The following is a 23172-nucleotide window of genomic DNA, read 5'->3' on the forward strand; positions in this document are numbered from 1 at the left end:
TCGGCCGGTGTTCTCCCCGCAAGGTCCAACTCTGAGAGAACTGTGTGTCCAGGCGCTGTCCTCGGTTGAGGGCGGCTACGACCGTCTGGCGCCGAAGTTCGACTACACGCCTTTCCGGACCCCGGAGAGCATTCTCGCGGCGACCGTCGACGCGTTGTCCGACGCCGGGCCGTTCGGCACGGGACTCGACGTGTGCTGCGGTACGGGTGCGGGCCTGAGCGCCCTCGGGCGCCTGTGCCGGCAACAGATCACCGGCGTCGACTTCAGCGTCGGCATGCTTGGCCAGGCGCGCACCGCGAACCCCGATGCCATCCTGGTACGGGCCGATGCGCGGGCACTTCCCTTCACCGATGCCTTCGACCTCGCGGTGACCTTCGGAGCGCTCGGACATTTCCTGCCCAAGGAGCGGCCCGCGCTCTTCGAGGGCGTCTACCGGGCACTGCGCCCTGGTGGACTGTTCGCGTTTCCGGTCCTGGCACCCACGCCCCTGACGTCGATCACGCACTGGGCCGAACTCGGATTCGACCTGACCATGCTGGTCCGCAACACCGTGATCCGGCCACCCTTCGTCATGTACTACCGCACCACCTCGCTGGGCGCGGTGAAGCGCGACCTGGCGGCGGTCGAATTCACCGTGGAGTCGATCCCGTTGACCGCCCTCGGCGGGTACCGGGACGGCACTCCCAAATGCTGGCTCGTCCTCGCACGTAGGCCATTGATACCCGTTTGATAGATGTCGGACTCGGTCGCCGCGCGGACGTCGATCGATGTAAGGCTGCGGTGTGCGTTTCCGGGTGCTGGGTCCGCTCGAGGTGTGGGACGGCGACCGTCAGGTGCCGTTGGGCGGTCCGCAGCAGCACGCCGTACTCGCCGTTCTGCTCGTGCACGCCGGCCAGGTGGTCTCCGTCGACCGCCTGGCCGGCCAGCTGTGGAACCACGATCCGCCGCCGACCGCGCGAAGCCTGATCCAGGGCTGCGTCGCCGGCCTGCGCCGGGCGCTGCGCACCGGCACGGCCGAACTGATCACCCGGTCCCCGGGGTACCTGCTGCGGCCCGGGGACGGTGCGGTGGACGCCGTCCGGTTCGAGGAGCTGGCCGCGGCCGCCGCGGCGGCGGAGAGCCCGGGCCGGTCGGCCGCGCTGTTCCGCGAGGCGCTGGAGCTGTGGCGCGGGTCGGCCTTCGACGGCCTGGGTCCGGAGGCGTGCCGGGCCGAGAGCGTACGCCTGGCCGAGCGCCGGATGACCGTGCTGGAGCAGCGGATCGACGCCGACCTGGCCGATGGCCGGGCCGCAGACCTGGTCGCCGAGCTGCGGACGGTGATCGCCGAACACCCGTACCGGGAACGGTTGTGGGCGCAGCTGATGACGGCGCTGCACCGGTCGGACCAGCGGGCGGCCGCGCTCGACGCGTACCGGAAGGTCCGCGGCCTGCTGGTGGACGGGCTCGGGGTCGAACCCGGGCCGACGCTGCGCGAGCTGCACCGCGCGATCCTGAGCGAGGCGGACCCGCCGGCGCGGCCGGCCGGCGGGCCGGCCCAGCTGCCGCCGGCGGTGTCGTCCTTCAGCGGGCGGGCCGAACAGCTCGACCGGCTGGACGAGCTGCTCGGCCGGCCCGGGCCGGCGGTGCCGATCGGGATGGTCTGCGGCAGCGCCGGCGTCGGCAAGACCGCCCTCGCGGTGCATTGGGCGCACCGGGCCCGGTCCCGGTTTCCGGACGGGCAGCTCTACGTCAACCTCCGGGGGTACGCCACCAGCGCGCCGTTGCGGCCGATCGAGGCCCTCGCCGGGTTCCTGCAGGCGCTGGGCGTGCCCGCCGACCAGGTGCCGCCGGACGCCCAGCACGCCGCCGCGATGTACCGGACGCTGCTGGCCGACCGGCGCCTGCTGGTCGTCCTGGACAACGCGCGCAGCGCCGACCAGGTCCGGCCGCTGCTGCCGGGCGGCTCCGCCTGCGTCGTGCTGATCACCAGCCGGGACGGGCTCGGCGGGCTGGTCGCGCAGGACGGCGCCGCGCACCTGAGGCTGGGCGTGCTCACCGCGCCCGAGGCGGCGAACCTGCTCGAGCTGGTGCTCGGCGCGCGGGCCCGCGCCGAGGCCGGCGCGGCGGCCGAGCTGGCCCGCAGGTGCGCGTACCTGCCGCTGGCGCTGCGGATCGCGGCCGCGCACCTCACGCTGCATCCGCGGCGGACGGTCGCCGGCTACCTGGACCGGTTCGGCCTGGACGAGCTGGCCGCCGACGACGCCACCGTGCGGGTCGCGTTCGACCTGTCCTACGCGGGCCTCGACGGGCCGGCGCGGCGGCTGTTCCGGCGGCTCGGGCTGGCGCCCGGCGCGGACGTCACCGTCGGCGACGCCGCCGCGCTCGGCGACCTCGATCCGGGCGTCGCCGCGCGGCTGCTCGACCGGCTGGCCTGCGCGCACCTGATCGAGGAGGCGCGACCCGGCCGGTTCGCCTTCCACGACCTGCTGCGCCAGTACGCCGCCGAGCACAACCCGCCGGCCGACCGGGACGCCGCCCTGGCCCGGCTGTACCGCCGGTACGTCGGCCTGGCCCGGTCGGCGGCGGCGCTGCTCTACCCGCACATGCTGCTGCTACCGCACCTTGAGCCGGAGGGCACCCACGCCCACCCGGACGCGGACGCCGCACTGGCCTGGCTGGAGACCGAACGGGCCAACCTGGTGCAGGCGGTGCAGGCGGCGGCCCGCGGCGGCCCGCGCCGCGACGGTTGGGTGCTCGCCGACGCGCTGCGCGGCGCGTTCCACCTGTCCCGGCACACGACCGGCTGGCTGACCATGGCCGAGGCCGCGCTGGCCGCGGCGACCGCCGACGGCGACCCGGCGGGGCAGGCCGCGGCGCAGCAGAGCCTGGGCACCGCGCGGCGCAGCACCGGGGCGTACGCCGACGCGCTGCGCCACTACACCGAGGCGCTGCGGCTGGCCCGCGAGTGCGGCTGGGCCGAGTCCGAGGCGACCAACCTCGGCAATCTCGGCATCGCCTGCCGCAAGCTGGGCCGGCTGTCCGAGGCGGCCGGCCACCTGCGGTCGGCGCTGGCCGTCGACCGGCGGATCGGGCGCGGCTCCGGGGAGGCCAACAACCTGGGCAACCTGGCCGCCGTCTACCACGCGATGGGCCGGCTGCCCGACGCCGCCGCGGCCTACCGGGCGGCGCTGAGGAGCAACGCGGAGGCCGGCATCGTGCACGGCGAGGCGCTGGCCCGTACCGGGCTCGGTCAGGTCGGCATCGAACTGGGCCGGCATGACGAGGCCCGCGACCACCTCGACCAGGCCCTGGAGCTGTACCGCAGGGTCGGCGACCGGGACGGCGAGTCCGTCGTCCGCAGCGTGCTGGCCACCGTGGAGTGCGCGCTCGGCCGGCCCGAGGCCGCCCGCCGGCAGGCGGCGGCCGCGCTGGCCGGCGCGCGCGAGGTCGGCGACCCGCAGAGCGAGGCGATGGCCCTGAACGCGCTGGGCCGCGCCGCCCGGCTGCTCAGCGACGCGGACCGGGCGATCGCCGATCACCACGCCGCCTACCGGGTGGCGCACCGCACCGCGGACCGGTGCGAGGAGGCGGAGGCGCTGATCGGGCTGGCCGACGCGCACCGGCGGGCCGGCCGGACGGGCGACGCCACCGGGTACGCGCTGCGGGCCCGGGCCCTGGCCGAGCGGGGCGGGCTGGGCCTGGTCGCCGGGCGGGCGACGGCCACCCTGGCCGTCATCCGCGGCGGCACGAACGGCACCTGACCTGCGCCGCCCAGCAGCTGCCCAGAGTCTGCCCAGCGCCCGGCGGCACAGTGCCGCGCATGCGAAGAACGACAACCGTAGCCGCGGCCGTCCTGGGGTTGCTCCTCAGCTCCGCCGCGACAACCGCGCACGCGGCGCCGGCGGCACCCGCCGGCCCCGTCACCCACTCCACTCAGGTACGGCTCGGCAGCAAGGCCGGGCCCGCCGCGCCGGCCGGGCCCCGGGCGGCGGTCTCGCCCGCCCTGGCGCCGCGCGTGACCAACAGCTTCGACGGCATCGTGCAGAACCAGGGCAACAGCTGCGGCGGCCAGTGCCGGCCCAGCCCGAGCGTGGCCAGCAGCGGCACCCAGCTCGCCGAGGTCAGCAACACGTTCATCCAGGTGCACGCCACCACCGGCGCGGTCCTGTGCGGAGGCGGGGTCACGCTCAACCGCTTCTTCCGGACCACCGACCAGCTGTTCGACCCGAAGATCCAGTTCGACGCGGCCGCGCGCCGCTTCAGCATGCTGGTCACCGTCTTCCCCGCGAGCTCCACCGCGGCGCCCGCGATGTGGGTGGCGGCCAGCGACAGCGCCGACGCGTGCGGAACCTGGCGCGTGTACCGGCTGTTCTTCCCCGGCTCGATCACGCCGGGCACCTGGCTGACCGTGCCCAGCCTCGGCCAGGACCCGAACGCGCTGCTGATCTCCTTCCGCGCCCAGCCCGTCTTCACCGGCGCCCCGGTGCGGTACTGGCTGTTCGGCCTGCCCAAGCCGACCGTCTACGCCGGCGGGTCGGTCTCCTTCAACACGTTCGAGGTCGCGGGCGACGTGGCCGCGGCGACCAACGCCGGCTTCCCGATGGTCACGAGCCCGTTCAGCTGGTTCGCCGGCTCGATCCGCGGCCAGGGCTACCGGCTGTACAAGCTCACCAACGGCGGCGGACCCGGCGCGGTGCTGACCGCGGTCCCGGTGCCCAGCGTCCCCTGGAACCCGCCGACACGGGGAGCCCTGCAACCGCCCGGCGGCCTCGGTGGGCTGTCGCTGACGGCCGGCGAGATCGTCGGCGGCACCTGGTTCGACGGCCGCAGCGTGTGGTTCGCGCACGAGATCGACAACGGCGGCCGCCCGTCGGTCCGCTACGGCGCGATCGACACGGTCACCGGCTTCGCCCGGGTGGGCCTGGTCAAGCGGAGCACCACCAGCGACGACGTCAACCCGTCGATCGGCGTCGGCCGCGGCGCGGCCGGCCCGGTGGTCTACCTGAGCTGGGTGTTCACCGAGCCGGCCGGCGACTTCCCGGCGTCGCTGATGACCGACGGGCTGAGCAGCGGCCAGCCGGTCACCGACCTGGTCGGCTCCGGGAACCTGTACCTGGTCGGCGCGGTCACCAGCACCGGCTTCCTGTTCGGCGGCTACTCGGCCACCACGATCGACGTGCTGCGGGCCTCCAACGGCGGCTGCGCGGCGACCGTGCAGCAGTACTTCACCACGGGCGGCACCTGGAAGACCCGGATCGCCCGGATCGGGGCCTGCCCGGCCCAATAGGGGCCCCGACACCGAGAGCGGCGGCGGTCCCATCAGGTCTCGGGTGGGACCGCCGCCCCATCGGCCCGATGCCGGTGCGCCCTGGCACCGCAGGTCTGTCGGGGCCGCCGACGACGTGGGGCCGGTGGGCTGTTCAGAGGCGGCTCCGGCCCAGTTGGACGGTGATCGTGGGATCGGTGATCTTGTCGTCGGCGACCAGCATGATGGCCTTGGACAGGATCACCGAGAGCACCCGGTCGTCGTCGAAGGGCAGGGTGACCTTCTTGGACCTGGCGCGGTCGGGGACGATGCACAGATAGGAGTCGTCGGGCTCCATCAGGATGTTGGCCGAGCCGAGGTGGATGCGGTAGGCCCCGAGCCGGCCTCGCACGCGCAGGAAGCGGTCCTGCAGCTCGCAGCGGGGCCCGATGGCCAGTCGGGGGAGTAGCCGTGCGAGGGCGTCGCGGCGCAGCTCACCGCCCGGGGTCAGGTCGGCGAACGCGGCCCTCTCGCGGTAGTCGCGGAAGCGGTCCTCGCCGCGGTCCTGCCAGTCGTCGTCGGCGGCGATCGACGTGACGCCGACGAACAGGTCGACGTCGCGCATGGCCTCGCTGAACACCAGCGGCGGCACCTCGGCGAGCGGGGTGAGCGCCCATCTCCGCCCGTCCCGCCGGCCGAAGCGGACCTGGTCGGTCGCGCAGTACGGCAGCTCCCACGTGCTCGTCTCGATCCAGTCGTGGAAGAAGACGGCCTGCCACTCGCCGCCGCCGAACTCCTTCTTCGCCTCGCCGTGGTAGCCGTCGCTCCAGCCGCCGAGATAGTTGGCGGACCAGCCGCGATCGCGCATCAGCGCGTTCGCCTGCCGGTAGTGCAGGATGTGCGCGGCGAACCGGTTGGAGTAGGTGCCGGTCTGCTCCTCCGCCGGCGTCAGCCGGTAGACCTCGCGGAACGCCTGCTTGACCGGCTGCCGCAGCTCGGCCGCGAGGACGTGGCCGCGCCACCGGGCCACCTCGGCCGGGCCGGCGAGCGCCGGGTGCCAGAGCCGCACCCGCAGGTCCGCGCCGGGCGGGTAGTCGAGACCGGACAGGGTCCAGCCGTCGTCGGTCCGCTCGGGCAGCCCCGAGGTCCAGGTCGCGCCGTCCCGGGAGGCCTGCCAGATCAGGCGCCGGGCGGTGCCGCCGGTGATCGGATGGTCGAGGTATCGCCGCGCCCAGGTGGCCCAGTCCCACACTCGGTCCTGCGAGAACAACGCCTCCACGCGCAGCCGTTCCACGCCCAGCGTCTTGTTGATCTCGGTGACCAGGCGGCGGGCCGGCGCCACCGCGTCCTTCCAGCCGGGCGGCACGGCACGCAGCGCAACCCCGTTCCGGTACGCCCGCAGCCGCGCCCGGCCGGCGTCGACGGCCACGACGGCCTCCTCGCCCTCGCCCATGCTCCAGGCGCGCCGGCCGTCGCGGTCGAGTCCGTGGTCGTCCACCGACAGCTCGAGCGCCTCGCCGGGCGTCCAGCCGCGCACCCGGCCGACCCGCTCCAGGTCGGCGCGGATCCGCGCCAGCAGCGACTTGCTGCGCACGGTCAGGCTCAGCCGTGCGAGGGTCTGCACGACGGCGTCGCCGGGACGCTGGGCGAGCACCTCGACCACGGCGGCCGCGGCCTTGGGCGCGACGATCTGCGCGCCGCCCCGCCGGACCGGCGTCGCCGCCGTGGCCGCGACGTCGCAGAGCAGCGCGGTGGCCTCGTCGCCGGGTTCGCGCGACTGCAGCCAGACCAGCCCGCGCAGCAGCGCGTCGACGTAGTCGTAGAGCGGATCGGCTCCGCTGCGATATGCGCCGAGCAGCAGCCCCACGGCCTCCCGCGCCCGCGGCGCGGCGGCCAACCGCTCGTCGGCCTCCCGCAACCAGGCCTGCGTCGGCGCCGGCTTGGCCAGCTCGGCGGCGAACCGGAACACCTCTTGGACCTGGGTGTCGGCGAGCAGTTCCCGCAGGCCGACGGCGTCACCTTTGGCATAGCGCAGCGCGATCGACAGGTCGGCGGGTACGCCCTGGTTGAAGCGGCTGAGCACGGTGCCGTAGAGCTTCGCCAGCCGGCGCAGCGCGTCCGCGGCGGCGAAGTGACTTTCGTGCAGCGCGGCGAACACGGCCGACAGCTGACCCTCGAGACCGTCCAACTCGGCCGGAGGGAGCGCGACCGCGATCAACGCCGGCACCCAGAACGGGGCGTCCGAGAGGGTGTGCGGCGGGTCCTCACGCAGCAGCAGGCCCAGCGCCCATTCCAGGTCGTCCCTGGTCCAGGGGGTCTTCAGCACCTCCTCGATCGCCAATATGCGGCCGAAGTAGCCGAAAATCGAGGAGTCCTCTTTCACCACGTACTCGTGGACGAGCCGCAGGGCCCGGCGGCGCACGTTGCCGTGCTGGTCGACCAGCACCAGCCCGGACCCGCCGCTGATGATCTGATCGGCGAGCGCCTGCGCCGCGTCGATCTGCTGATCACCCATCAGCCGCCGACCAGCGGCGTCAGCCTGACGAACGCGACGGCGTGCGCGCGTTCCAGGTCGATGATCTCGTCCAGGTCCTCGACCTGCCGGTCACCGGCGATCATCACGAACGCGTTGCGCGCGAACCCGGCGCACGCGGCGTCGGCCTGCGCCTCCCAGTCCAGCCGCGGGCGGGCCGGATCGGCGGGCCGCACCAGCCCGCGGAACGTGTCGTGCCGCGCGGGGGCGGCGTTGAACCGGGCCACCTCCTCGCGCACCCGCAGGCGCACCAACTCCCGCGCGCTGATGCGCGCCGGCAGATCCGGCAGCACCCACTCCTCGATGGCCCGGCCCGCCATCGTCTCGTCGCGCACGACCACCTCGGCCATCGATCCTCCCCGCTCGCTGTGTGCCAGATGATGCCGCAGGGATACGACATTCTCGCGGGGGAGGGGCGCTCAGTGTGCCGCGCAGAATGCGCGCAGGGCCTCCTCGTCGGCCGGGCTCATCCATTCGTACGTGCCACGCAGCTGGTCGGCCCGCTGGTCGACGGTCTTGACCGTCGTCACCATGTCGCCCCACGGCATGCTGATCTGCAGCAGGGTCCGCACGATGCCGGGCGGCAGGTGTACGCCGCCGGCGGGCGCCGCACGCAGCAGCAGCCCGCTGGTGGACAGGTCCTCGACCTGGCCGGACACCACCATCAGCCGGCGGCCCGGCTCGGCGTCGAGCTCGACGGTGCCCGTCGTGGCGTACGCGCCGGGGCGCCGGGCGGCGCCGCGCCGCTGGACCACGTCGGTGGGCGGCTCGCCGGTGAGGGTGAGGATGCCGTCGCGCAGCTCCGCCTCGACCCAGGTGACGCCGGCGCTGCTGACCAGCTCGAGGATGCCGAAGCGGCGGGTGCCGGGTCCGTCGGGGTCGAGCACCGGGATCGGCGGCAGCTCGGCCAGGAACTCCGCGCCGACCTCGGACAGCGCGATCAGCGCGAGCGGTTCCTCACCCGGGCACCGCAGTAGGAGCGTGCTGCCCGCCGGGACCGTGACCATCGGATCTCCCCGCTGTTAGCGTCCGCCTTCCCGAACGCTCTCATGATCGTCGCCGGCCCGTCGGTCCCGCTGCGAACCGTCACGCTTCCGGCGTACGGGAGGGAGGTTGACCGTCCGGGAAATGGTGCTAATAGTGCTAGCACTATGAGATGGACCGTTGATCATTCTTCGCGGGAGGCGCTGGCGCTGCAGATCGTGGCGTGCGTCCGCGGGGGCGTGGCATCGGGGGAGCTCGCCGTCGGTGAGCAGCTGCCGCCGGCGGCCGAGCTGGCGGCGGCGCTGTCGGTCGACCGCAACACGGTGCTGGCCGCCTACCGGCGACTGCGTGAAGAGGGCGTGCTGGAGTTCCGCCGGGGCCGCGGCGCACGGGTCGCGTCCGCGGTCACGGAGCCGGCCCCGGTCACCGAGGCGGCCAGGGCGCTCGTGGCCGTCGCCCGCGCGCACGGCGTGGGGCGCCAAGACCTGCTTCGCCTCATCGAGAGGCTGACGTGACACACCGAGAGGATGGTGCACCGTGACGGCATCCGCGCCACCCGGCCAGGGCCGGTACTCGATCTACACCGGCCGGGCGACGAACTGGCCCCTCGTCGTGTCCGCCTGAGATCACCAGGCGTTCGCGCCCAACGCCGGCTCGGCGTTGGGCGGCAGCACGGCGACGGGGCAGGCCGTACTCCCGAGGAGTGCCCGGGCGGTGCTGCCGAGCGGGCCGGAGCCGGTCGTCGGTCTGCGGCGGGCCGCGATGACGAGCAGGGCGGCGCCGGCGCTCAGCGCGGTCAGGGCGCGGACCACGTCGTCGTCGTGCCGGATCTCCCGTTCGGCGGCCGCGGCCTGGTCCGGTGTCAGGTGGTCGTAGAGCACCGCCGACAGCAGCCGGTCGGCGTCGGAGATGGTGTCATGGCGGTTCCGCCGGCCGGCCCAGACGTGGACCACCCGGAGCGGTACGCCGAGGCGGCGGGCCTGTGCCGCGGCGTACCGCAGGATGTCGCCCGGGTTGTCGTCGTCGTCGACGGCCGCGACGACCGGGCCCGCCGAGCTCTTCGCGGTGCCGCTCACCAGCACCGGACCGCGCATGATCGCGGCCGCGAGGTCGCCGGGTCCGTACCCCTGGGCTGCGGCGGGGTCAAGGACGAGCCGGTCGGCGACGCTGGTGTTCATGGCGGCCTCCTGTGGGTGGATGTCCCGGCCAGCATCGCCCTCAACCGTGGCCCGCCGGTAGGGCCTTTGGTCCCTTATCTGGGCAGATGCCAGGATGGCCTGGATCACCTTCCCGGTGGCGGGTGGGCCCGCTCAGGGCCCGGGAGCACCTCGACCCGCTCGACAGTGGACACCCCGGCGGCGACCGCGGCCACGTTCTCCCGGGGCGTCCGGGCGCGGGCGCGACTTGTCTTCGACCCCGGACAGGGGCTTCTCCGCCACCACGGGCGCAGGGCCGGGTCTTGTGCTTGAGGCTGATCCGGCCGCCGGGTCCGATCGTCGCGGTGCCGATCGCGGAACTGCTGCTCGGCGGCAGGTGACGCCACTATCGTCGACAGGTAGCTACCCGCGACGGCAGGCCGAACGGAGTGCCACCCACGGCGTGCTGGTGTGACGACAGCGACCTGAGGGGAAGGAACATCACCATGAGGGCCTACGCCGAGGCTGACCTGAGGCAAGCGGCCGAGGCCGGTATCCGCGCGCCCTCGCTGTTGAACACCCAGCCGTGGCTGTTCCGGCTGCACGGCGGCGCGATCGAGGTGCTCGCGGATCCGACCCGGCAACTCGCCGTCGCCGACCGGGCCGGCTGGGCGGTGCGGCTCGCCTGCGGCGCGGCGGTGTTCAACGCGCGCCTCGCGCTGGCCGCCGCGGGCATCCCGGCCGAGGCCGAGCTGCGCCCCGACCCGGCCACCCCGGACGTCATCGCCCGGCTCACCCCTGGGCCCGCGCGGGCGCCGACGTACGCCGAGGCCGACCTGTTCGCCGCGATACCACGCCGCTACAGCAACCGGGCGCCGTTCTGGCCGAACCCGGTGCCCGCCGACAGCCGGGCCCGGCTCATCGTGGCGGCGCGGGACGAGGGCGCCTGGCTCGAGATGCTGGTCGGCATGACCGCGCTCAGCGGCTTCGCCGAGATCGCCCAGAGCGCCGACCGCGTGCTGCGCCGCGACCCCGGATACCAGTCCGAGATGGCGGCGTGGACGCACGCCGACCTGGCCCCGGACGGCATTCTGGTCACCGCGGGGGCTCCCGCCTCCGAGCCACAGGACCTGCTGCCGCAGCGCGCCTTCTCCGACCGCCGGCGGGCACCCGGCCGTGATTACGAGCCCGAGCCGCTCATCGGCATCCTCGGTGTCGCCGGCGACCTGCCGACCGACCAGATCGTCGCCGGCCAGGCCCTGCAGAAGGTCCTGCTGACCGCGACGGACGCCGGCCTCGCCGCCTCGATGATCTCCCAGCCGATCGAGGTGCCGGCCGCCCGCGACCAGCTGCGCCGCTCGCTCGGCCGCTCGGGCGCACCGCAGCTCGCCCTGCGGTTCGGCTACGGCCAACCCGGACGACCGACCCGGCGCCGCGACGTCGCCGAGGTCCTGCTGCCGCCTTGTTGATCGCCTACGCTCGTCCGCGTGCAACAGGATCTCGTCCTACGCGGGCTGGCGGAGAATCCGGTGATTCCGGCCGATGTGCTGGTGCGCCTGCTGCACCGCCGGCCGGAGCCGGTTGCCGCGGGGCTCGGGGTCCGCGCCGTGCTGCCCATCGGGTTGCAGGAGCAGATGGCCGGCCATCGGATGCGTCGAGTTCGCGGCGCCGTCGCCGGACACGCGCGGTTGGCCCCGGCGATTCGGGACCGGTTGCTCGACGATCCCGACTGGCGAGTGCGGGCGCGGGTCTTCACCAGGAGAGAGCAGCAGCCGCCGCTGACCGGCGAGGCCCTGGTCCGGCTGATGACCGGACTGCTCGACCCGCCGGACGATTCGCTGTTCACGGACTCCGAACTGTTCGAGGAGTTGTTCTTCGCGGACCGGAACCGGATCGTCGTCGCCGCCCGGCACCCTGACCCGAGGGTGCGCCGGTTCGCGGCGACCTACGCCTGGCGCGACGACCTGCGATTCCTGCGGGCTGATCCCGACCCGCGGGTGGCCGCCGCCGCGGCCGCGTCGATCGCCGAGCACGAGCGGATCATGATGCCGGCCGACCTGCCCGGCCAGCACTGCCACGCATTCTGGTGGGTACTGCACCGGCCACTGTCGCGGGCGCTCGCCGAACAGGTAGCCGCCGGCGACGACGTCGAGGCCGTCTCGACGATCGCCACCAACCCGACACTCGCGCCGACCGTCGTCGACACGCTGTCGCGGCACCGCGACGCCGAGGTCCGAGCCTGCATCGCCGGCCGTGAAGTCCTGACCGCCGCGCAGGTCGTGGCCCTGGTCGGCGACCGGAGCCCGGCCGTCCGCGCGGTGGTCGCCACCCGCACCGGGCTCACCCGGGAGCAGGTGGCCCTGCTCGCCGCCGACCCCGACGACGCCGTTCGCCGGGCCGTCGCGACCCATGCGTACGTATCCGAGGAAGAACGGGCGGTCCTCGCCGGAACCGCGGACCTGACTGAAGAGCAGGCCTTGCGCTGGGCCGGTTCGGAGAACCCGCGACTGCGCCGCCGGGCGGCGCAGCGCCCGGACCTGCCTGCCGAGACGGTCGCCGCGCTCGCGGCCGACCCCGACGCGGGAGTACGGGCGAACCTGGCCCTGAATCACCCCGAAGCTCCCGGCGAACTGCTGCTGAGCTGCTTCCTCGAAGACCCGGACCGGAAGGGCCTGCTCACCCTGCCGCAGTTCCCGCGAGCCGGGCTGTCGCGTCTCGCCGATCACGCCGATCCGCACGTGCGGCTCCTGGCGGCACGCGACCCCGACGCCGATCCGGCGGTGATCGCGCACCTGACCACCGACCCGCACGTGCGCGTCCGCAAGGCGATGGCCCGCTGCCCACGCCTGCCCGCCGACCGGGTCACCGCCCTGCTCGACGACGCGGAACTCGCCGCCGACGCCGCCGCCAACCCGTCACTCGACTGGAAACCGGTCGTCGAAGCACTGTGCGAGATTCAGGGCAGCGGGGAGGGGTCCGCCCAGATTCAGTCGCACCTCCTGATCGGTGCCGGGCATCAGCGCGACGAGAGCCACGTCCGCGACGCCCCGATCGTTGAGGTTGTCCGTGACCTCGCCACGCACCTGCGCCACCGCCAGATCGGCGGAGCGGGTGTGCAGGATGCCCCGCACGGTCAGCACGGTGCCGTCGAGTGTGTCGCGGACCCGGAAGGCCTGCAGTGTCAGCCCGACGACGAGCGCCGGTGCACCGAGGCCGTAGAGGAACACCCACAGCCGCGCCCACAGCACACGGTAGGGCGGGAGCGCTCGCGACGGTGACCGTCCCAGGGCGCCCGTCGGCGATGATGTCGGCGTGGAGTATGTATCCAGGGTGCCCGGTCCGCCGCTGGACGGGCTGATCGACGACCTCTACTACCTGGAGGGCACCCCGCCGTACTCCCGTTTGATGCTGCCGGCGGCGCCCGCGCCGTTGCTCATCGTCAACCTCGGGGCGCCGTTTCTCATCCGCGCCGGCACGGACGTGGACGCCGTGGAGTACGCCGACGGCTGCGCGGTCACCACGCCCACGCGTGCGTGGGAGTTCAGCTACCCGACCCCGACCCGGTCCGTGGGCGTCCACTTCAGGCCGTGGGGCCTGGCACCGTTCCTTCCGATGCCCGCGGCCGATCTGTGCGACCGACCCGCGACGGCGGAGCAGATCTGGGGCCGGCCCGCCATCGCCGAATTGCGACACCGACTGACCTCGGCGGCCGCACCGCACGAAATGCTGACGTTGCTCGAGGAGGAACTGGCGCGACGGCTGCGGGTGATCGACGGTCTTGACCTGGTCCGCGAATTGAGCAGCGCCGTCGCGGCGACAGGCGGGACGGTGCCGATCAGCGACATCGGTGTGGCGGCCCGCGCCAGCAGCACGTATCTGGCGAAGCGGTTCAAGGCCGTAGTCGGTGTCACGCCGAAGCGGCTGGCCCGCAGCTACCGCTTCAGCTCCGCCGTGTTGGCGCTCGACGTCGCCGCACCGATCGACTGGGGAGAGGTCGCCGCCGGCGCGGGCTACTTCGACCAGGCCCACTTCGTGCGCGAGTTCCGGGAGTTCACCGGGCTCACTCCGACCCGGTACGCCGAGGTCCGGCGGCGATTCCTGCGCGATCATCCCGACCACGTCCTGGACGGCTGGCCGCTCCCGGCCGATTGATTTCGTACAAGAGCGCCAGCTCACGCCGCACCAGACTGCAGACTCCGAACAGAGGAGGAATCCATGGGGAAAGTGGTCATGAACGCGTCGGTTTCGGTGGACGGTTACATCGCGGCCGAGAACGACGATCCCGGTCCGATCTTCGAGTGGCTGGTCAGCGGTGACGTGCCGTTGGACGGCAGTGGCGTTCTGAAGGTGTCGCAGGCCTCGTTCGACTACGTCCGGCCGTACTGGGACGAGATCGGGGTGACCATTGCCGGCCGTCACTCCTTCGACATCACCGACGGCTGGGATGGGACGCCTCCGAGCGGGATCGACCATGTGGTCGTGGTGAGTCACCGTGGTGCGCCGGAGGGCTGGGACCCCCAGGCGCCGTTCCACTTCGTCGACGGCATCGAGGCGGCCGTGGCCAAGGCGCGGGAGCTTGCGGGTGACCGCACCGTCGAGTTCGCCGCCGGCGACGTCGGCGGCCAGGCGCTCGCCGCGGGCTGGGTCGACGAGGTACGCATGGACGTCGCACCCGTCGTCCTCGGGTCCGGCAAGCGCTACTTCGGGTCCGTCGACGCGCAGCACCTGCTGGACGGCCCGGACGTGGTCGTTCAGGGCAACCGGGTGCTTCACCTGCGCTATCGGGTGCGCCGCTGACCGACTGAGTGGTACGCGAAGAAGACCGCTGCGTTACGCATCTCCACGGGCCGGGACGGTGAGGTCGGCGACCACCGAGCGGATCGTCTGTTCGGTCATCGCCTCCGGCGTCCAGCCGGACCGGCCGACCAGGTACTCGTAGACGACGGGCTGGGTGCGGGCCCAGACCCAGTCGGTGGCGCGGTCGACCGTCCACTCCGGGCGGAGCAGCCCGGCGCCGGCGAGGGCGTCGATGCGGATGTGGAGCGTCTCGTGCCAGGCGCGCATGCGGTCGTGGAGGGCCTCGGCGCCGTCCTCGGCGGTCAGGGCGGCCGCCTCGAGGGCCCGGGCGACCGGCAGGATCTCGGCCAGGTGCTCGTGCCAGAGGCGCAGCACCTGGAGCAGGGCGGGCAGGGGCGGCTGGTCGCCGGTCGCGGCGATCCGGCGTACGAAGCCGGAGCTGTGGTCGATGCGACGGGCCATCGCGACGAGCAGGCCGGCCCGGTTGTCGAAATGCAGGTACAGCGCCTGGCGGGAGATGCCGGCGCGGGAGGCCACCTCGGACAGCGTGAATCGGACCGAGCCGCGCTCGTGTGCGAGTCGCCAGGCGGCGGACAGCACGCGTTCCCGGGTCGGTTCGTCGGCCATGCGTTCATCCTCGTCTCTGCTTGACACGTGTCAAGGCGAAGAGTCTACTTGACACGTGTCAAGCGATGTGGCGGGAGGTGCCACGATGATCTGGCGCAGCGGCTACCCCGAGGTGCCCGTCGGCGGCACCACCCTGCCGGCGATGGTGGAGTCCGCCATCGAGCGCCGCGGCGAGCACACCGCCCTGATCGACGGGCCGTCGGGCGCCTCGGTGAGCTACGCCGAGCTCGGGCGCCGCGTCCTGCGGATCAGCGCGTGGCTCGCCGGGCGGGGCGTCGGGCCCGGGCACACCGTCGCGATCTGGGCGCCGAACACCCCACCGTGGGCGGCCTGCGCGCTGGCGGCCATGCGGCTGGGCGCCCGGGTGACCGCGATGAACCCGGCCTGGACGGCCGGGGAGGCCGCGACGCAGGTCGCGGACGCGGGCGCCGGGGTCGTCGTCACCACCCCGGCGCTGAGCGAGGCGGCGGCCGCCATGCCGGGGATCCGGCACGTCGTGACGCTCGGCGACGATGGCCGGGCCGTCGCCCTGCGTACGGTGCTGGCCTGCGACGATCCGGCGCCACCGGCCGCGACCGACCCGGGCGCGGTGGCCCTGCTGCCGTATTCGAGCGGGACCACCGGCCTGCCCAAGGGCGTGCTGCTGACCCACACCAACCTGGTGACGATGGTCCGGCAGGTGCGGGCGGTGATGCGGATCGGCGAGCGGGACACGGTCCTGGCGCTGGCACCGTTCTTCCATGTCCTGGGCGGCATCGTCACCCTCCTCGTGCCGCTGGCCGCCGGCGCCACCGTCGTCACCGTTGCGGGCTTCGAACCCGCGACGGTGCTCGGCCTCATCGAGCGGCACCGGGTCACCGTGACCGCGGTGCCGCCGCCGGTCGCCGCCTTCCTCGCCCACCATCCGGCCGTCGCCGGGCGGGACCTGTCCTCGCTGGAGCTGCTCGCCGTCGGCGGCGCCCCGCTGCCCGTCGCGGTGCACCGGGCCGTCGCGGCCCGGCTGCCCGCCTGCGCCGTCGCGCAGGGCTGGGGCCTGACCGAGACGACCGCGGGCGTCTGCGTTCCCGACCGGTCCGACCCGGCACCGCCCGGCACCGTCGGCCGGCTCCTGCCGAACACCGAGCTGACCGTGGTCGACCCGGAGAGCGGCCGCGCGTGCGGGCCCGGGGAGACCGGCGAGCTGCTGGTCCGCGGCCCGCAGGTGATGGCCGGATACCTCGATCTGCCGTCGGCCACGGCGGAGGCGGTCGACCCGGACGGCTGGCTGCGCACCGGGGACCTCGGCCGCCTCGATCCGGCCGGCAGCGTCGTCATCGTCGACCGGCTCAAGGAGATCATCAAGGTCGACGGCTATCAGGTGTCGCCGGCGGAGCTCGAGGCGCTGCTGCTCACCCATCCGTCGATCGCGGACGCCGCGGTGACCGGCCGCCCCGACGAACGGCACGGCGAGGTGCCGGTGGCCCACGTGGTGGCCGCCGGTCCGATCGACGCTGCGGCGGTCATCGAGTGGCTGGCGCGGCGCACGGCCGGCTACAAGCGCCTCGCCGAACTGACCGTGGTCCGCGAACTGCCCCGCACCCCCTCGGGCAAGCTCCTGCGCCGAATGCTGCGCTGAGTCACCGCCGGGTGATCACCGAGAGCACGGCGGCGGCGCCGTCCTCGGCGCGGACCCGGCGGGCGAGGTCCTTGGCGCGGTCGCGGTATGCCGATCGGTCCAGGCAGGCCCGCAGCGCGTCCGCCAGAGCGCCGGCGGTCAGCTCCCGCATCGGCACCGGGCGCGGCGAGACGCCGAGGCGGTGCAGCCTGGCCGCCCAGAACGGCTGGTCGACCAGGACCGGCACGGTGACCGCCGGCACCCCCGCGCGCAGGCCGGCGGCGGTGGTGCCCGCCCCGGCGTGGTGGACCACCGCGGCCGTACGGGGAAACAGCCAGTCGTGTGGCACCTCGCCGACCGGCAGGATGTCGTCGCCGGCGGGCGCGAGTCCGGCCCAGCCGGACTGGACGACGGCGCGGACGCCGGCCCGTCGCACGGCGTCCGTGACGACCTCCTGGAGTCGCTCGTGATCCGCGGTCATGCTGCCGAACCCGATGAACACCGGGGGAGGCCCGGCCTGGAGGAAGTCGACCAGCGGATCCGAGGGCCGCCATTGCGGCGGCCCGGCCGGCCACCAGTAGCCGGTCACGTGCACGTTCGCGGGCCAGTCGGCCGGGCGGGGAACCACCGCCGGGCTGAAGCCGTGGCAGACCGGCCAGTCGTCCGGCGGGTCCGCCGCGGCGCGACTCGGCAGGTCGAGACGGGTGCGCAGGCGCCGCAGGACGTCGGCGTAGAGGGAGCCGGTCCGGGCGAGCACGGTGCGGCCGGCGGTGAGGTTGTCGTCCGGCGACAGCTGCTCGGCGTCGGGCCAGCCGGGCGGCGGGAACTCGCGGGTCGGTACCCCCGGTGCGAGATAGACGCCGGCGCTGGGGATGCCGAGGCCCTCGGCGACGAGCCGGCTCAGCGGGGCCGGGCCGAACGCGGTGAGCAGGACGTCGGTGCCGGCGGCCGCGGCGCTCAGGACGCCGTCGCCCAGCTCGTCGAGGAACGCGGCGAAGACCGACCGGGCGGACTCCGGCGACGGCGCGGCCGTCCGGGCGCGGGTGAGCTCGACCGGGTCGCCGGGCAGCTCCCGGTACTCCAGCCCGCAGTCGCGCACGAGAGCGGCGAACCGGCCGTGCGCCGCCAGCGCCACCCGGTGGCCCGCCTGCCGCAGCCTTGCGCCCAGGCCGGTGAACGGCGCGACGTCGCCCCGCGTACCCGCCGTCACGATCAGAATCCGCATCGGATCACCTCGTGGTCTCGACCACCTATCCTGCGCCGAGGCGCGCTGGAACCGCACACAACCCCTTACTGTGTGGGCATGACCGCCTCTCCGCGCGCCAATCGTGGGCCGGGCGCGGCGCGGGAGAACCGGCTGGCGATCGTCGCCGCCGCAACCGAGGTCTTCGCGGAGCAGGGCATCGGCGCGCCGCTCAACGCGGTCGCCAAACGGGCGGGCGTCGGCCAGGGCGTGCTGTACCGGCACTTCCCGGACCGGGTGAGCCTGGCCCTCGCCGCGTTCGACGCGAACGTCGCCGAGATCGAGGCGCTCGCCGCCGACCCGGGCCGCGGCCTCGACGACCTGTTCGCGGTCCTCACCCGGCAGATGATCGACTCGGTGGCGTTCGTCGACATCGTCACCGGCGCCGACCGCGGCGACCCCAGGCTCCAGGAGATCCACGACCGGGTGCGCTCGGCGCTCGCGGGCGCGGTCGACGGGGCCCGCCGGACGGGTGTGCTGCGACCGGAGGTGACCGTCGACGAGGTGATGCTGGCGGTGGGCCTGATCGCCTCGCTGGTCGCGAAGGTCGCCGAGGCCGAGCGCCGCGCGACCGCCGAGGCGGCCTGGCTGCTGCTCGACCGCGCGCTGCGGCCGTAGCCCGCGCGCTACCGGGTGAGGTCGCGCATCTTGGCGGCGATCATCGGGATGGCGCGCACGGGCATCAGGCGCGCGAGCCGGTCGAGCAGCCAGGCGTCCCGGCCGATGGTCACCCGGGTGCGGCCGGTGACGACGGCGTCGATGATCTGGCGGGCGGCCTCCTGCGGCGAGGTCAGCCTCGCGGCGGCCGCCGGGTCGTCCGCGCCCGCCCGGGTGACGCCGGAGTTGGCCAGGATGGCGGTGGCGATGCCGCCGGGGAAGACGATGCTGACCCGGGGCTGCGCGCCCTGGTGCTCGGCGATCAGGCCCTCGGTGAACAGTTTCACGGCGGCCTTGCTGGCGCCGTAGGCGCTCTGGCCGGGGAACGGCACGAGCGAACCCATGCTGGAGACGTTCACCAGGGCCGACTCGGGCCGGGCCGCCAGCACCGGGAGGAACGCCTTGCTGGTGTTGACGGTGCCCCAGAAGTTGACCGCCATGACGCGCTCGATGTCCTCGAACGCGAGCCGGCTGACCGGCTTGAAGTCGTGGACGATCCCGGCGACGTTGATCAGCCCGTCGACCTGCCCGTGCGCCGCGACGACCGCGTCGGGCAGGGCGAGGACCGCCGGCCGGTCGGTGATGTCGACGACGTGGGTGGTCAGCCGGTCGCCGGCGCCGGCCTGCCGGGCGATCTCCGCGAGGGCGACCGCGTCGAGGTCGAGCGCCGCGACCCGCGCGCCGCCGGCGAGGAGCCCGAGGACCACCTGACCGCCGATGCCGTTGCCGCCGCCGGTGACGGCGAAGACCTTGCCGGTCAGCTTCACGAGACGTCCTCGGCGGCAGTGCGGGCCATGTGGCGGGCGGCGCGCAGCCCGAACACGACGGCCGGGCCGATGGTGGAGCCGGGCCCGGGGTACGTGCGGCCCATGACGGCGGCCGAGTTGTTGCCGGCGGCGTAGAGGCCCTCGATCACCGAGCCGTCGTCGCGCAGGGCCCGGCCGTCGCCGTCGGTGACCACGCCGCCCTTGGTGCCGAGGTCGCCGATGACGATCTTCACCGCGGTGAACGGCCCCTTCTCCAGCGGACCGAGGTTCGGGTTCGGGCGCACCAGCGGGTCGCTGTAGTAGCGGTCGTACGCGGAGTTGCCGCGGCCGAAGTCGCCGTCGACGCCCGCCCGGGCGAACCCGTTGAACCGCCCGAGCGTCGCCGTGAGGCGGCCGGGGTCGACGCCGATCGCGGCGGCCAGCTCGGCCGGCGTCGGCGCCTGGAACATGACGCCCTCGCGCCGCATGGCCTTGCCGACCTTCGGGTCCATCGCGTAGGAGCGCAGGTAGCGGCGGGCGTGCCGACGGTCGCTGATCATCCAGTACGTGCCGAGGCGCCCGTGTTCGAGCATGTGATGGCCGAGGTCCACGTAGGACTCGGACTCGTTCGCGAAGCGGTCTCCCCGCTCGTCGACGATGACCGTGTACGGGAAGGACCGCTCGCCGACGAGGAACGCCGGCTCGGAGATCGACGTCGGCGCGACCGAGGCGCCCCACCACGCGTCGTCCATGAGCTCCACGGCGGCGCCGGCGGCCATCGCGATCTCGATCGGGCGGCCGAGGTTGCCCGGCGCGCCGGACGGGTTGCCGTCGATGCCGTGGTGCTTGCGGCGCAGCTCCTTGTTGGCGTCGAACCCGCCGCCGGCGAGCATCACGCCCCGGCGCGCCCGGATCGCGCACGTGCGGCCGTCGTGCGCGATCCGGGCGCCGACGACGCGGCCGTCCTGGACGACGAGCTCCTCGAGCGGGGAGTTCAGCCACAGCTCGGTGTTGTTGTCGATCACCACCGTGCGCAGGAACGAGGCGGTCAGGCCCGCCCCGATGCCGGCCAGCTTCTTGCCGGTGAGCAGGCCCGCGAGGGCGCGGAGCACCAGCCGCGCGCCGCGGCGGAACCCGCTCGGCGTCGACCAGGCGCGGCCGAGCAGCCAGACGTCGTCGGTGAGGATGGGCAGCGCCGCCGGTGCCTGCGAGGTCTTCCACCAGGCGCCGATCCGGCGTACGTCGAACGGGGTGTGCTCGACGCCCCGGCCGACCTTGCCGCCCGGGCGCTCCGGGTAGTAGTCGGCGTACTCGGGCGCGCGGACGAACGTCATGCCGTGCCGGCGGGCCGTGTCGACGAAGTCGGCCACCCCGTCGACGAAGGCCTCCTGGCGCTCGCGGCCGGCGGCCCGGCCCTCGGTGCCGACGGTCGCCGCCAGGTAGGCGAGGGCCTCCTCGCGCGAGTCGCCGACGCGGTCGGCCCGCATCAGCGGGTTGTCGGGCAGCCACATCCCGCCGCCGGACTTGGCGCTGTTGCCGCCCCACCGGCCGGTGCTCTCCACCATCAGGACCGAGAGGCCGTCGTCGACCGCGCCGAGCGCCGTGGCGAACCCGGCCGCGCCGGTGCCGACGACCAGGACGTCGACCTCCCTGTCGAAGTCCACCATGGCCCCGCCCCCTCACCAACCGGACACGACTGTCCGGATGAAGGTGAAGGATGCCCTGCGGGCCGGGCGAACGCAATACCTATCCGCGGGCGTCGAGCAGGTGGCCGGTGAGGGTGGCCAGGGTCGGGTCGTCGAAGACGCGGCGGGGTGCCGGGGCGACGGCGCGTTCCAGGTTGCGGACGGCGGCGTCCAGGTCGGGTTCCCGGGCGGTGACCACCGGGCGGCCCGCGGCGAACGTGAGGTACTTCGCCCGGCGGGCGTGGTGGCGGCCCAGCGCGGCCGACAGGTGCCGGGCCGTCGCCGGGCTGGTCTTCTCGTACCGGTCGGCCACCTCGCTCAGCTCGTCCGCCAGGCCGGGGTGGCGCGCGGATCCGCCGTAGTACAGGAAGCGGGCCACGTCGGGGCGGGTGACGACGGCGGCCAGCTCCTCGGCCTCGGCGTCGGCCGGGTGGCGGACCCGCAGCCGCAGGCCGTTCGAGGCCAGCAGCACGTCCGGCGTGGGCTCGATCGCCGCGACGATCCGGTACTCGCCGGCGAGCGGGAACGCCGGGCCGGTCGCCGTGAACGACAGCGGGATCGACACGGCGCGGCTCTCGCCGGGCTGGAGGGTGGCCGTGCCGCCGGGCGCGATCAGGCGGCGCAGCGGCGGCCGGTGCTCGACCAGGACGCCGTCCGGGCGGCGCAGCTGGATCCGGACCGTGCCGGCCTCCGGCGAGAGGTCGCCGGGCAGCCCGATCGGCCCGGCGGTGTCGTTCGTGACGGTGAGCGTGACGTACACCGGCTCGGCGGCCTCGACGATGGGCGGGCCGGTCAGCGCGATCCGCACCGGGGTCGCGGCCGCGGGCGGGATGCGGCTCAGGTTGCCCAGGATGAAGTCGCTGCCGCCGAAGATCACGTCGGTCAGGCCGGCGTGGCGCATCCAGGCGATCTCGACATCGTCGAACGTCCAGCGGAAGGCGGACCAGAACGCGGCCGAGCCGGTGGCGCCGCCGGTGTAGTTCTGCGGGTAGTTCATGAACGAGGTCGACGCGCGGTCCGGGCGGGCGGTGCGCTGCCAGGTGTGCGGCAGGTTCCACGCGTGGCCGACCTCGTGGACGAAGTTCTGCAGGAAGAGGCGGTCCTTCTTGGCCGGTGTGTCGTAGAGCATGCCCGACTCGTAGCCGCGCAGCGACTCGCCGGCCAGGGCGCATCCCTGGCGGAAGCTGGTGTCGCCGGGCTGCTCGAGGCCCCAGTCGAACATCACCCCGAAGATGAGGAAGCCGGGGCTGAAGCTGGTGATGCGCGGGACCACGACGCTGTACAGCCGCCACTGCGGCCGGTTGGCGAAGCTGTCGAACCGGGCCTCCATGAGGTCGTGCAGCTCCGCGCCGTCCCAGTCGGTGCCGGGGTCCGGGCCGTCGGGATCGACCAGCACGTCGTCGAGCTCGACCCGCATGTCGATGCCGGCGTCGGCGAACGCCGAGCGCGGGCTGACCGGGCCGGACAGGCCGGCCGGCGAGGGGTCGATCGCCGGGTCGAGCTCGGCGGGGACGGTGCTGCCCTGGTAGCAGTCCAGCTCGATGGTCGCGGTGCGGAAGAACTCGGAGGTCTTCGGGCAGGCGAACGTGGCGACCACCGAGCCGTCGTACAGCCAGTTCACGCTGATCGCGGGTTGGGCGGAGCCCGCCGGCACCCGCGGCAGGTAGATCACCAGGGACTGGTCCGCGTGCCCGGAGACCTTGCCGCCGATCGTCATCCAGCGCTCGTCGCCGCCGACCTCCGGCCGGTCGACCACGAACGACTCGACGTAGCTGAGCTGCTCCACCCCGAACGGCGCGGTGCGCAGGTAGACGTCGCCGCTGACCCGGTGCTGCGGGCGGTGGCCGTCCACGTCGACCCGGAGCTCGACGATCCGGTCGGGCTCGCTCGCCTCGGAGCCCCGGTAGGTGCCGCTCACCGTGCGTAGTGCCTGCATGACGCTACTG

19 protein-coding genes are annotated in these 23172 nt (G+C 74.0%); 10 read left to right on the plus strand and 9 right to left on the minus strand.

From position 1 onward, the window contains the following. Positions 1-7 precede the first annotated feature (7 nt). The 3 genes from ACIBSW_RS22300 to ACIBSW_RS22310 are packed head-to-tail and all read left to right on the plus strand — an operon-like array spanning position 8 to position 5266. A complete protein-coding gene (locus ACIBSW_RS22300; RefSeq protein ID WP_354720946.1) occupies positions 8-730 on the plus strand; it encodes a class I SAM-dependent methyltransferase in 723 nt (240 codons plus the stop codon). Positions 731-782: 52 nt separating this feature from the next. Next, the gene (locus ACIBSW_RS22305; protein WP_354720948.1) at positions 783-3740 is read left to right on the plus strand and encodes a BTAD domain-containing putative transcriptional regulator; all 2958 of its coding nucleotides are present in this window, start codon (positions 783-785) and stop codon (positions 3738-3740) included. A 59-nt stretch (positions 3741-3799) separates the two neighbouring features. Beyond that, entirely contained in the window at positions 3800-5266 is a 1467-nt protein-coding gene (locus tag ACIBSW_RS22310; RefSeq protein WP_354720950.1) for a hypothetical protein, read from the plus strand. Between the two features lie 133 nt (positions 5267-5399). Here ACIBSW_RS22310 and ACIBSW_RS22315 read toward each other — a convergent pair whose 3' ends face one another. The 3 genes from ACIBSW_RS22315 to ACIBSW_RS22325 all read right to left on the minus strand — a co-directional run bounded on the left by ACIBSW_RS22315 (position 5400) and on the right by ACIBSW_RS22325 (position 8764). Further along, complete coding sequence (locus tag ACIBSW_RS22315; RefSeq protein ID WP_354720952.1) at positions 5400-7739, minus strand: DUF4132 domain-containing protein; 2340 nt, start codon at positions 7737-7739, stop codon at positions 5400-5402. Further along, entirely contained in the window at positions 7739-8107 is a 369-nt protein-coding gene (locus ACIBSW_RS22320; RefSeq protein ID WP_354720954.1) for a hypothetical protein, read from the minus strand. The genes ACIBSW_RS22315 and ACIBSW_RS22320 overlap by 1 nt, the downstream gene beginning before the upstream one ends. A 69-nt stretch (positions 8108-8176) precedes the next feature. Continuing rightward, positions 8177-8764, minus strand: coding sequence for a hypothetical protein (locus ACIBSW_RS22325; RefSeq protein ID WP_354720956.1), 588 nt, complete (start codon positions 8762-8764; stop codon positions 8177-8179). A 144-nt stretch (positions 8765-8908) separates the two neighbouring features. Between ACIBSW_RS22325 and ACIBSW_RS22330 the strand changes: the two genes are divergently transcribed. Next, positions 8909-9256, plus strand: a complete 348-nt coding sequence (locus tag ACIBSW_RS22330; protein WP_354720958.1) for a GntR family transcriptional regulator — start codon at positions 8909-8911, stop codon at positions 9254-9256. A 111-nt stretch (positions 9257-9367) separates the two neighbouring features. Here the strand turns inward: ACIBSW_RS22330 and ACIBSW_RS22335 are convergent, their stop codons facing one another. Beyond that, entirely contained in the window at positions 9368-9919 is a 552-nt protein-coding gene (locus ACIBSW_RS22335) for a universal stress protein (RefSeq protein ID WP_354720960.1), read from the minus strand. A 464-nt stretch (positions 9920-10383) separates the two neighbouring features. Between ACIBSW_RS22335 and ACIBSW_RS22340 the strand changes: the two genes are divergently transcribed. The 4 genes from ACIBSW_RS22340 to ACIBSW_RS22355 all read left to right on the plus strand — a co-directional run bounded on the left by ACIBSW_RS22340 (position 10384) and on the right by ACIBSW_RS22355 (position 14674). Next, on the plus strand, positions 10384-11346 hold the full coding sequence (locus tag ACIBSW_RS22340; protein WP_354720962.1) for an Acg family FMN-binding oxidoreductase: 963 nt from the start codon (positions 10384-10386) through the stop codon (positions 11344-11346). Between the two features lie 18 nt (positions 11347-11364). Continuing rightward, the gene (locus tag ACIBSW_RS22345) at positions 11365-13155 is read left to right on the plus strand and encodes a hypothetical protein (protein ID WP_354720964.1); all 1791 of its coding nucleotides are present in this window, start codon (positions 11365-11367) and stop codon (positions 13153-13155) included. 34 nt (positions 13156-13189) lie between these two features. After that, the gene (locus tag ACIBSW_RS22350) at positions 13190-14029 is read left to right on the plus strand and encodes a helix-turn-helix domain-containing protein (protein WP_354720966.1); all 840 of its coding nucleotides are present in this window, start codon (positions 13190-13192) and stop codon (positions 14027-14029) included. Between the two features lie 63 nt (positions 14030-14092). Further along, positions 14093-14674 carry a dihydrofolate reductase family protein gene (locus ACIBSW_RS22355; protein ID WP_354720968.1) on the plus strand — a complete coding sequence of 194 codons (582 nt, stop codon included), beginning with the start codon at positions 14093-14095 and terminating at the stop codon, positions 14672-14674. Between the two features lie 33 nt (positions 14675-14707). Here ACIBSW_RS22355 and ACIBSW_RS22360 read toward each other — a convergent pair whose 3' ends face one another. Then, positions 14708-15301 (minus strand): helix-turn-helix domain-containing protein, encoded by a 594-nt coding sequence (locus tag ACIBSW_RS22360; RefSeq protein ID WP_354720970.1) that lies wholly within the window; start codon positions 15299-15301, stop codon positions 14708-14710. Between the two features lie 85 nt (positions 15302-15386). Here ACIBSW_RS22360 and ACIBSW_RS22365 point away from each other — a divergent pair, with 85 nt between their 5' ends. Further along, positions 15387-16916: an AMP-binding protein gene (locus tag ACIBSW_RS22365; protein WP_404799424.1), complete on the plus strand. Its 1530-nt coding sequence runs from the start codon at positions 15387-15389 to the stop codon at positions 16914-16916. Between the two features lies 1 nt (position 16917). On the opposite strand, the gene ACIBSW_RS22370 is transcribed toward ACIBSW_RS22365, so the two are convergent. Then, positions 16918-18120: a glycosyltransferase gene (locus ACIBSW_RS22370; RefSeq protein WP_354730694.1), complete on the minus strand. Its 1203-nt coding sequence runs from the start codon at positions 18118-18120 to the stop codon at positions 16918-16920. Positions 18121-18198: 78 nt separating this feature from the next. On the opposite strand from ACIBSW_RS22370, the gene ACIBSW_RS22375 reads away from it, so the two are divergent. Further along, positions 18199-18756: a helix-turn-helix domain-containing protein gene (locus ACIBSW_RS22375; protein WP_354730696.1), complete on the plus strand. Its 558-nt coding sequence runs from the start codon at positions 18199-18201 to the stop codon at positions 18754-18756. Between the two features lie 8 nt (positions 18757-18764). Here the strand turns inward: ACIBSW_RS22375 and ACIBSW_RS22380 are convergent, their stop codons facing one another. The 3 genes from ACIBSW_RS22380 to ACIBSW_RS22390 form a co-directional block, all read right to left on the minus strand. Further along, positions 18765-19562, minus strand: a complete 798-nt coding sequence (locus ACIBSW_RS22380; protein ID WP_354730698.1) for an SDR family oxidoreductase — start codon at positions 19560-19562, stop codon at positions 18765-18767. Continuing rightward, positions 19559-21208: an FAD-binding protein gene (locus tag ACIBSW_RS22385; RefSeq protein ID WP_404799425.1), complete on the minus strand. Its 1650-nt coding sequence runs from the start codon at positions 21206-21208 to the stop codon at positions 19559-19561. The genes ACIBSW_RS22380 and ACIBSW_RS22385 overlap by 4 nt, the downstream gene beginning before the upstream one ends. A gap of 79 nt (positions 21209-21287) precedes the next feature. After that, positions 21288-23162, minus strand: coding sequence for a hypothetical protein (locus ACIBSW_RS22390; RefSeq protein WP_354728479.1), 1875 nt, complete (start codon positions 23160-23162; stop codon positions 21288-21290). Positions 23163-23172: the final 10 nt, after the last annotated feature.

Origin of the sequence: Actinoplanes sp. NPDC049668 (assembly GCF_044465445.1) — a bacterium.
Taxonomy (GTDB): Bacteria; Actinomycetota; Actinomycetes; order Mycobacteriales; family Micromonosporaceae; genus Actinoplanes.

Bases quoted from the DNA above. Each gene is read 5' to 3' on its own strand.
- ACIBSW_RS22310 (WP_354720950.1), top strand. From the start codon at position 3,800: ATGCGAAGAACGACAACCGTAGCCGCGGCCGTCCTGGGGTTGCTCCTC.
- ACIBSW_RS22315 (WP_354720952.1), bottom strand. From the start codon at position 7,739: ATGGGTGATCAGCAGATCGACGCGGCGCAGGCGCTCGCCGATCAGATC.
- ACIBSW_RS22320 (WP_354720954.1), bottom strand. From the start codon at position 8,107: ATGGCCGAGGTGGTCGTGCGCGACGAGACGATGGCGGGCCGGGCCATC.
- ACIBSW_RS22325 (WP_354720956.1), bottom strand. From the start codon at position 8,764: ATGGTCACGGTCCCGGCGGGCAGCACGCTCCTACTGCGGTGCCCGGGT.
- ACIBSW_RS22330 (WP_354720958.1), top strand. From the start codon at position 8,909: ATGAGATGGACCGTTGATCATTCTTCGCGGGAGGCGCTGGCGCTGCAG.
- ACIBSW_RS22335 (WP_354720960.1), bottom strand. From the start codon at position 9,919: ATGAACACCAGCGTCGCCGACCGGCTCGTCCTTGACCCCGCCGCAGCC.
- ACIBSW_RS22340 (WP_354720962.1), top strand. From the start codon at position 10,384: ATGAGGGCCTACGCCGAGGCTGACCTGAGGCAAGCGGCCGAGGCCGGT.
- ACIBSW_RS22355 (WP_354720968.1), top strand. From the start codon at position 14,093: ATGGGGAAAGTGGTCATGAACGCGTCGGTTTCGGTGGACGGTTACATC.
- ACIBSW_RS22360 (WP_354720970.1), bottom strand. From the start codon at position 15,301: ATGGCCGACGAACCGACCCGGGAACGCGTGCTGTCCGCCGCCTGGCGA.
- ACIBSW_RS22365 (WP_404799424.1), top strand. From the start codon at position 15,387: ATGATCTGGCGCAGCGGCTACCCCGAGGTGCCCGTCGGCGGCACCACC.
- ACIBSW_RS22370 (WP_354730694.1), bottom strand. From the start codon at position 18,120: ATGCGGATTCTGATCGTGACGGCGGGTACGCGGGGCGACGTCGCGCCG.
- ACIBSW_RS22375 (WP_354730696.1), top strand. From the start codon at position 18,199: ATGACCGCCTCTCCGCGCGCCAATCGTGGGCCGGGCGCGGCGCGGGAG.
- ACIBSW_RS22385 (WP_404799425.1), bottom strand. From the start codon at position 21,208: ATGGTGGACTTCGACAGGGAGGTCGACGTCCTGGTCGTCGGCACCGGC.
- ACIBSW_RS22390 (WP_354728479.1), bottom strand. From the start codon at position 23,162: ATGCAGGCACTACGCACGGTGAGCGGCACCTACCGGGGCTCCGAGGCG.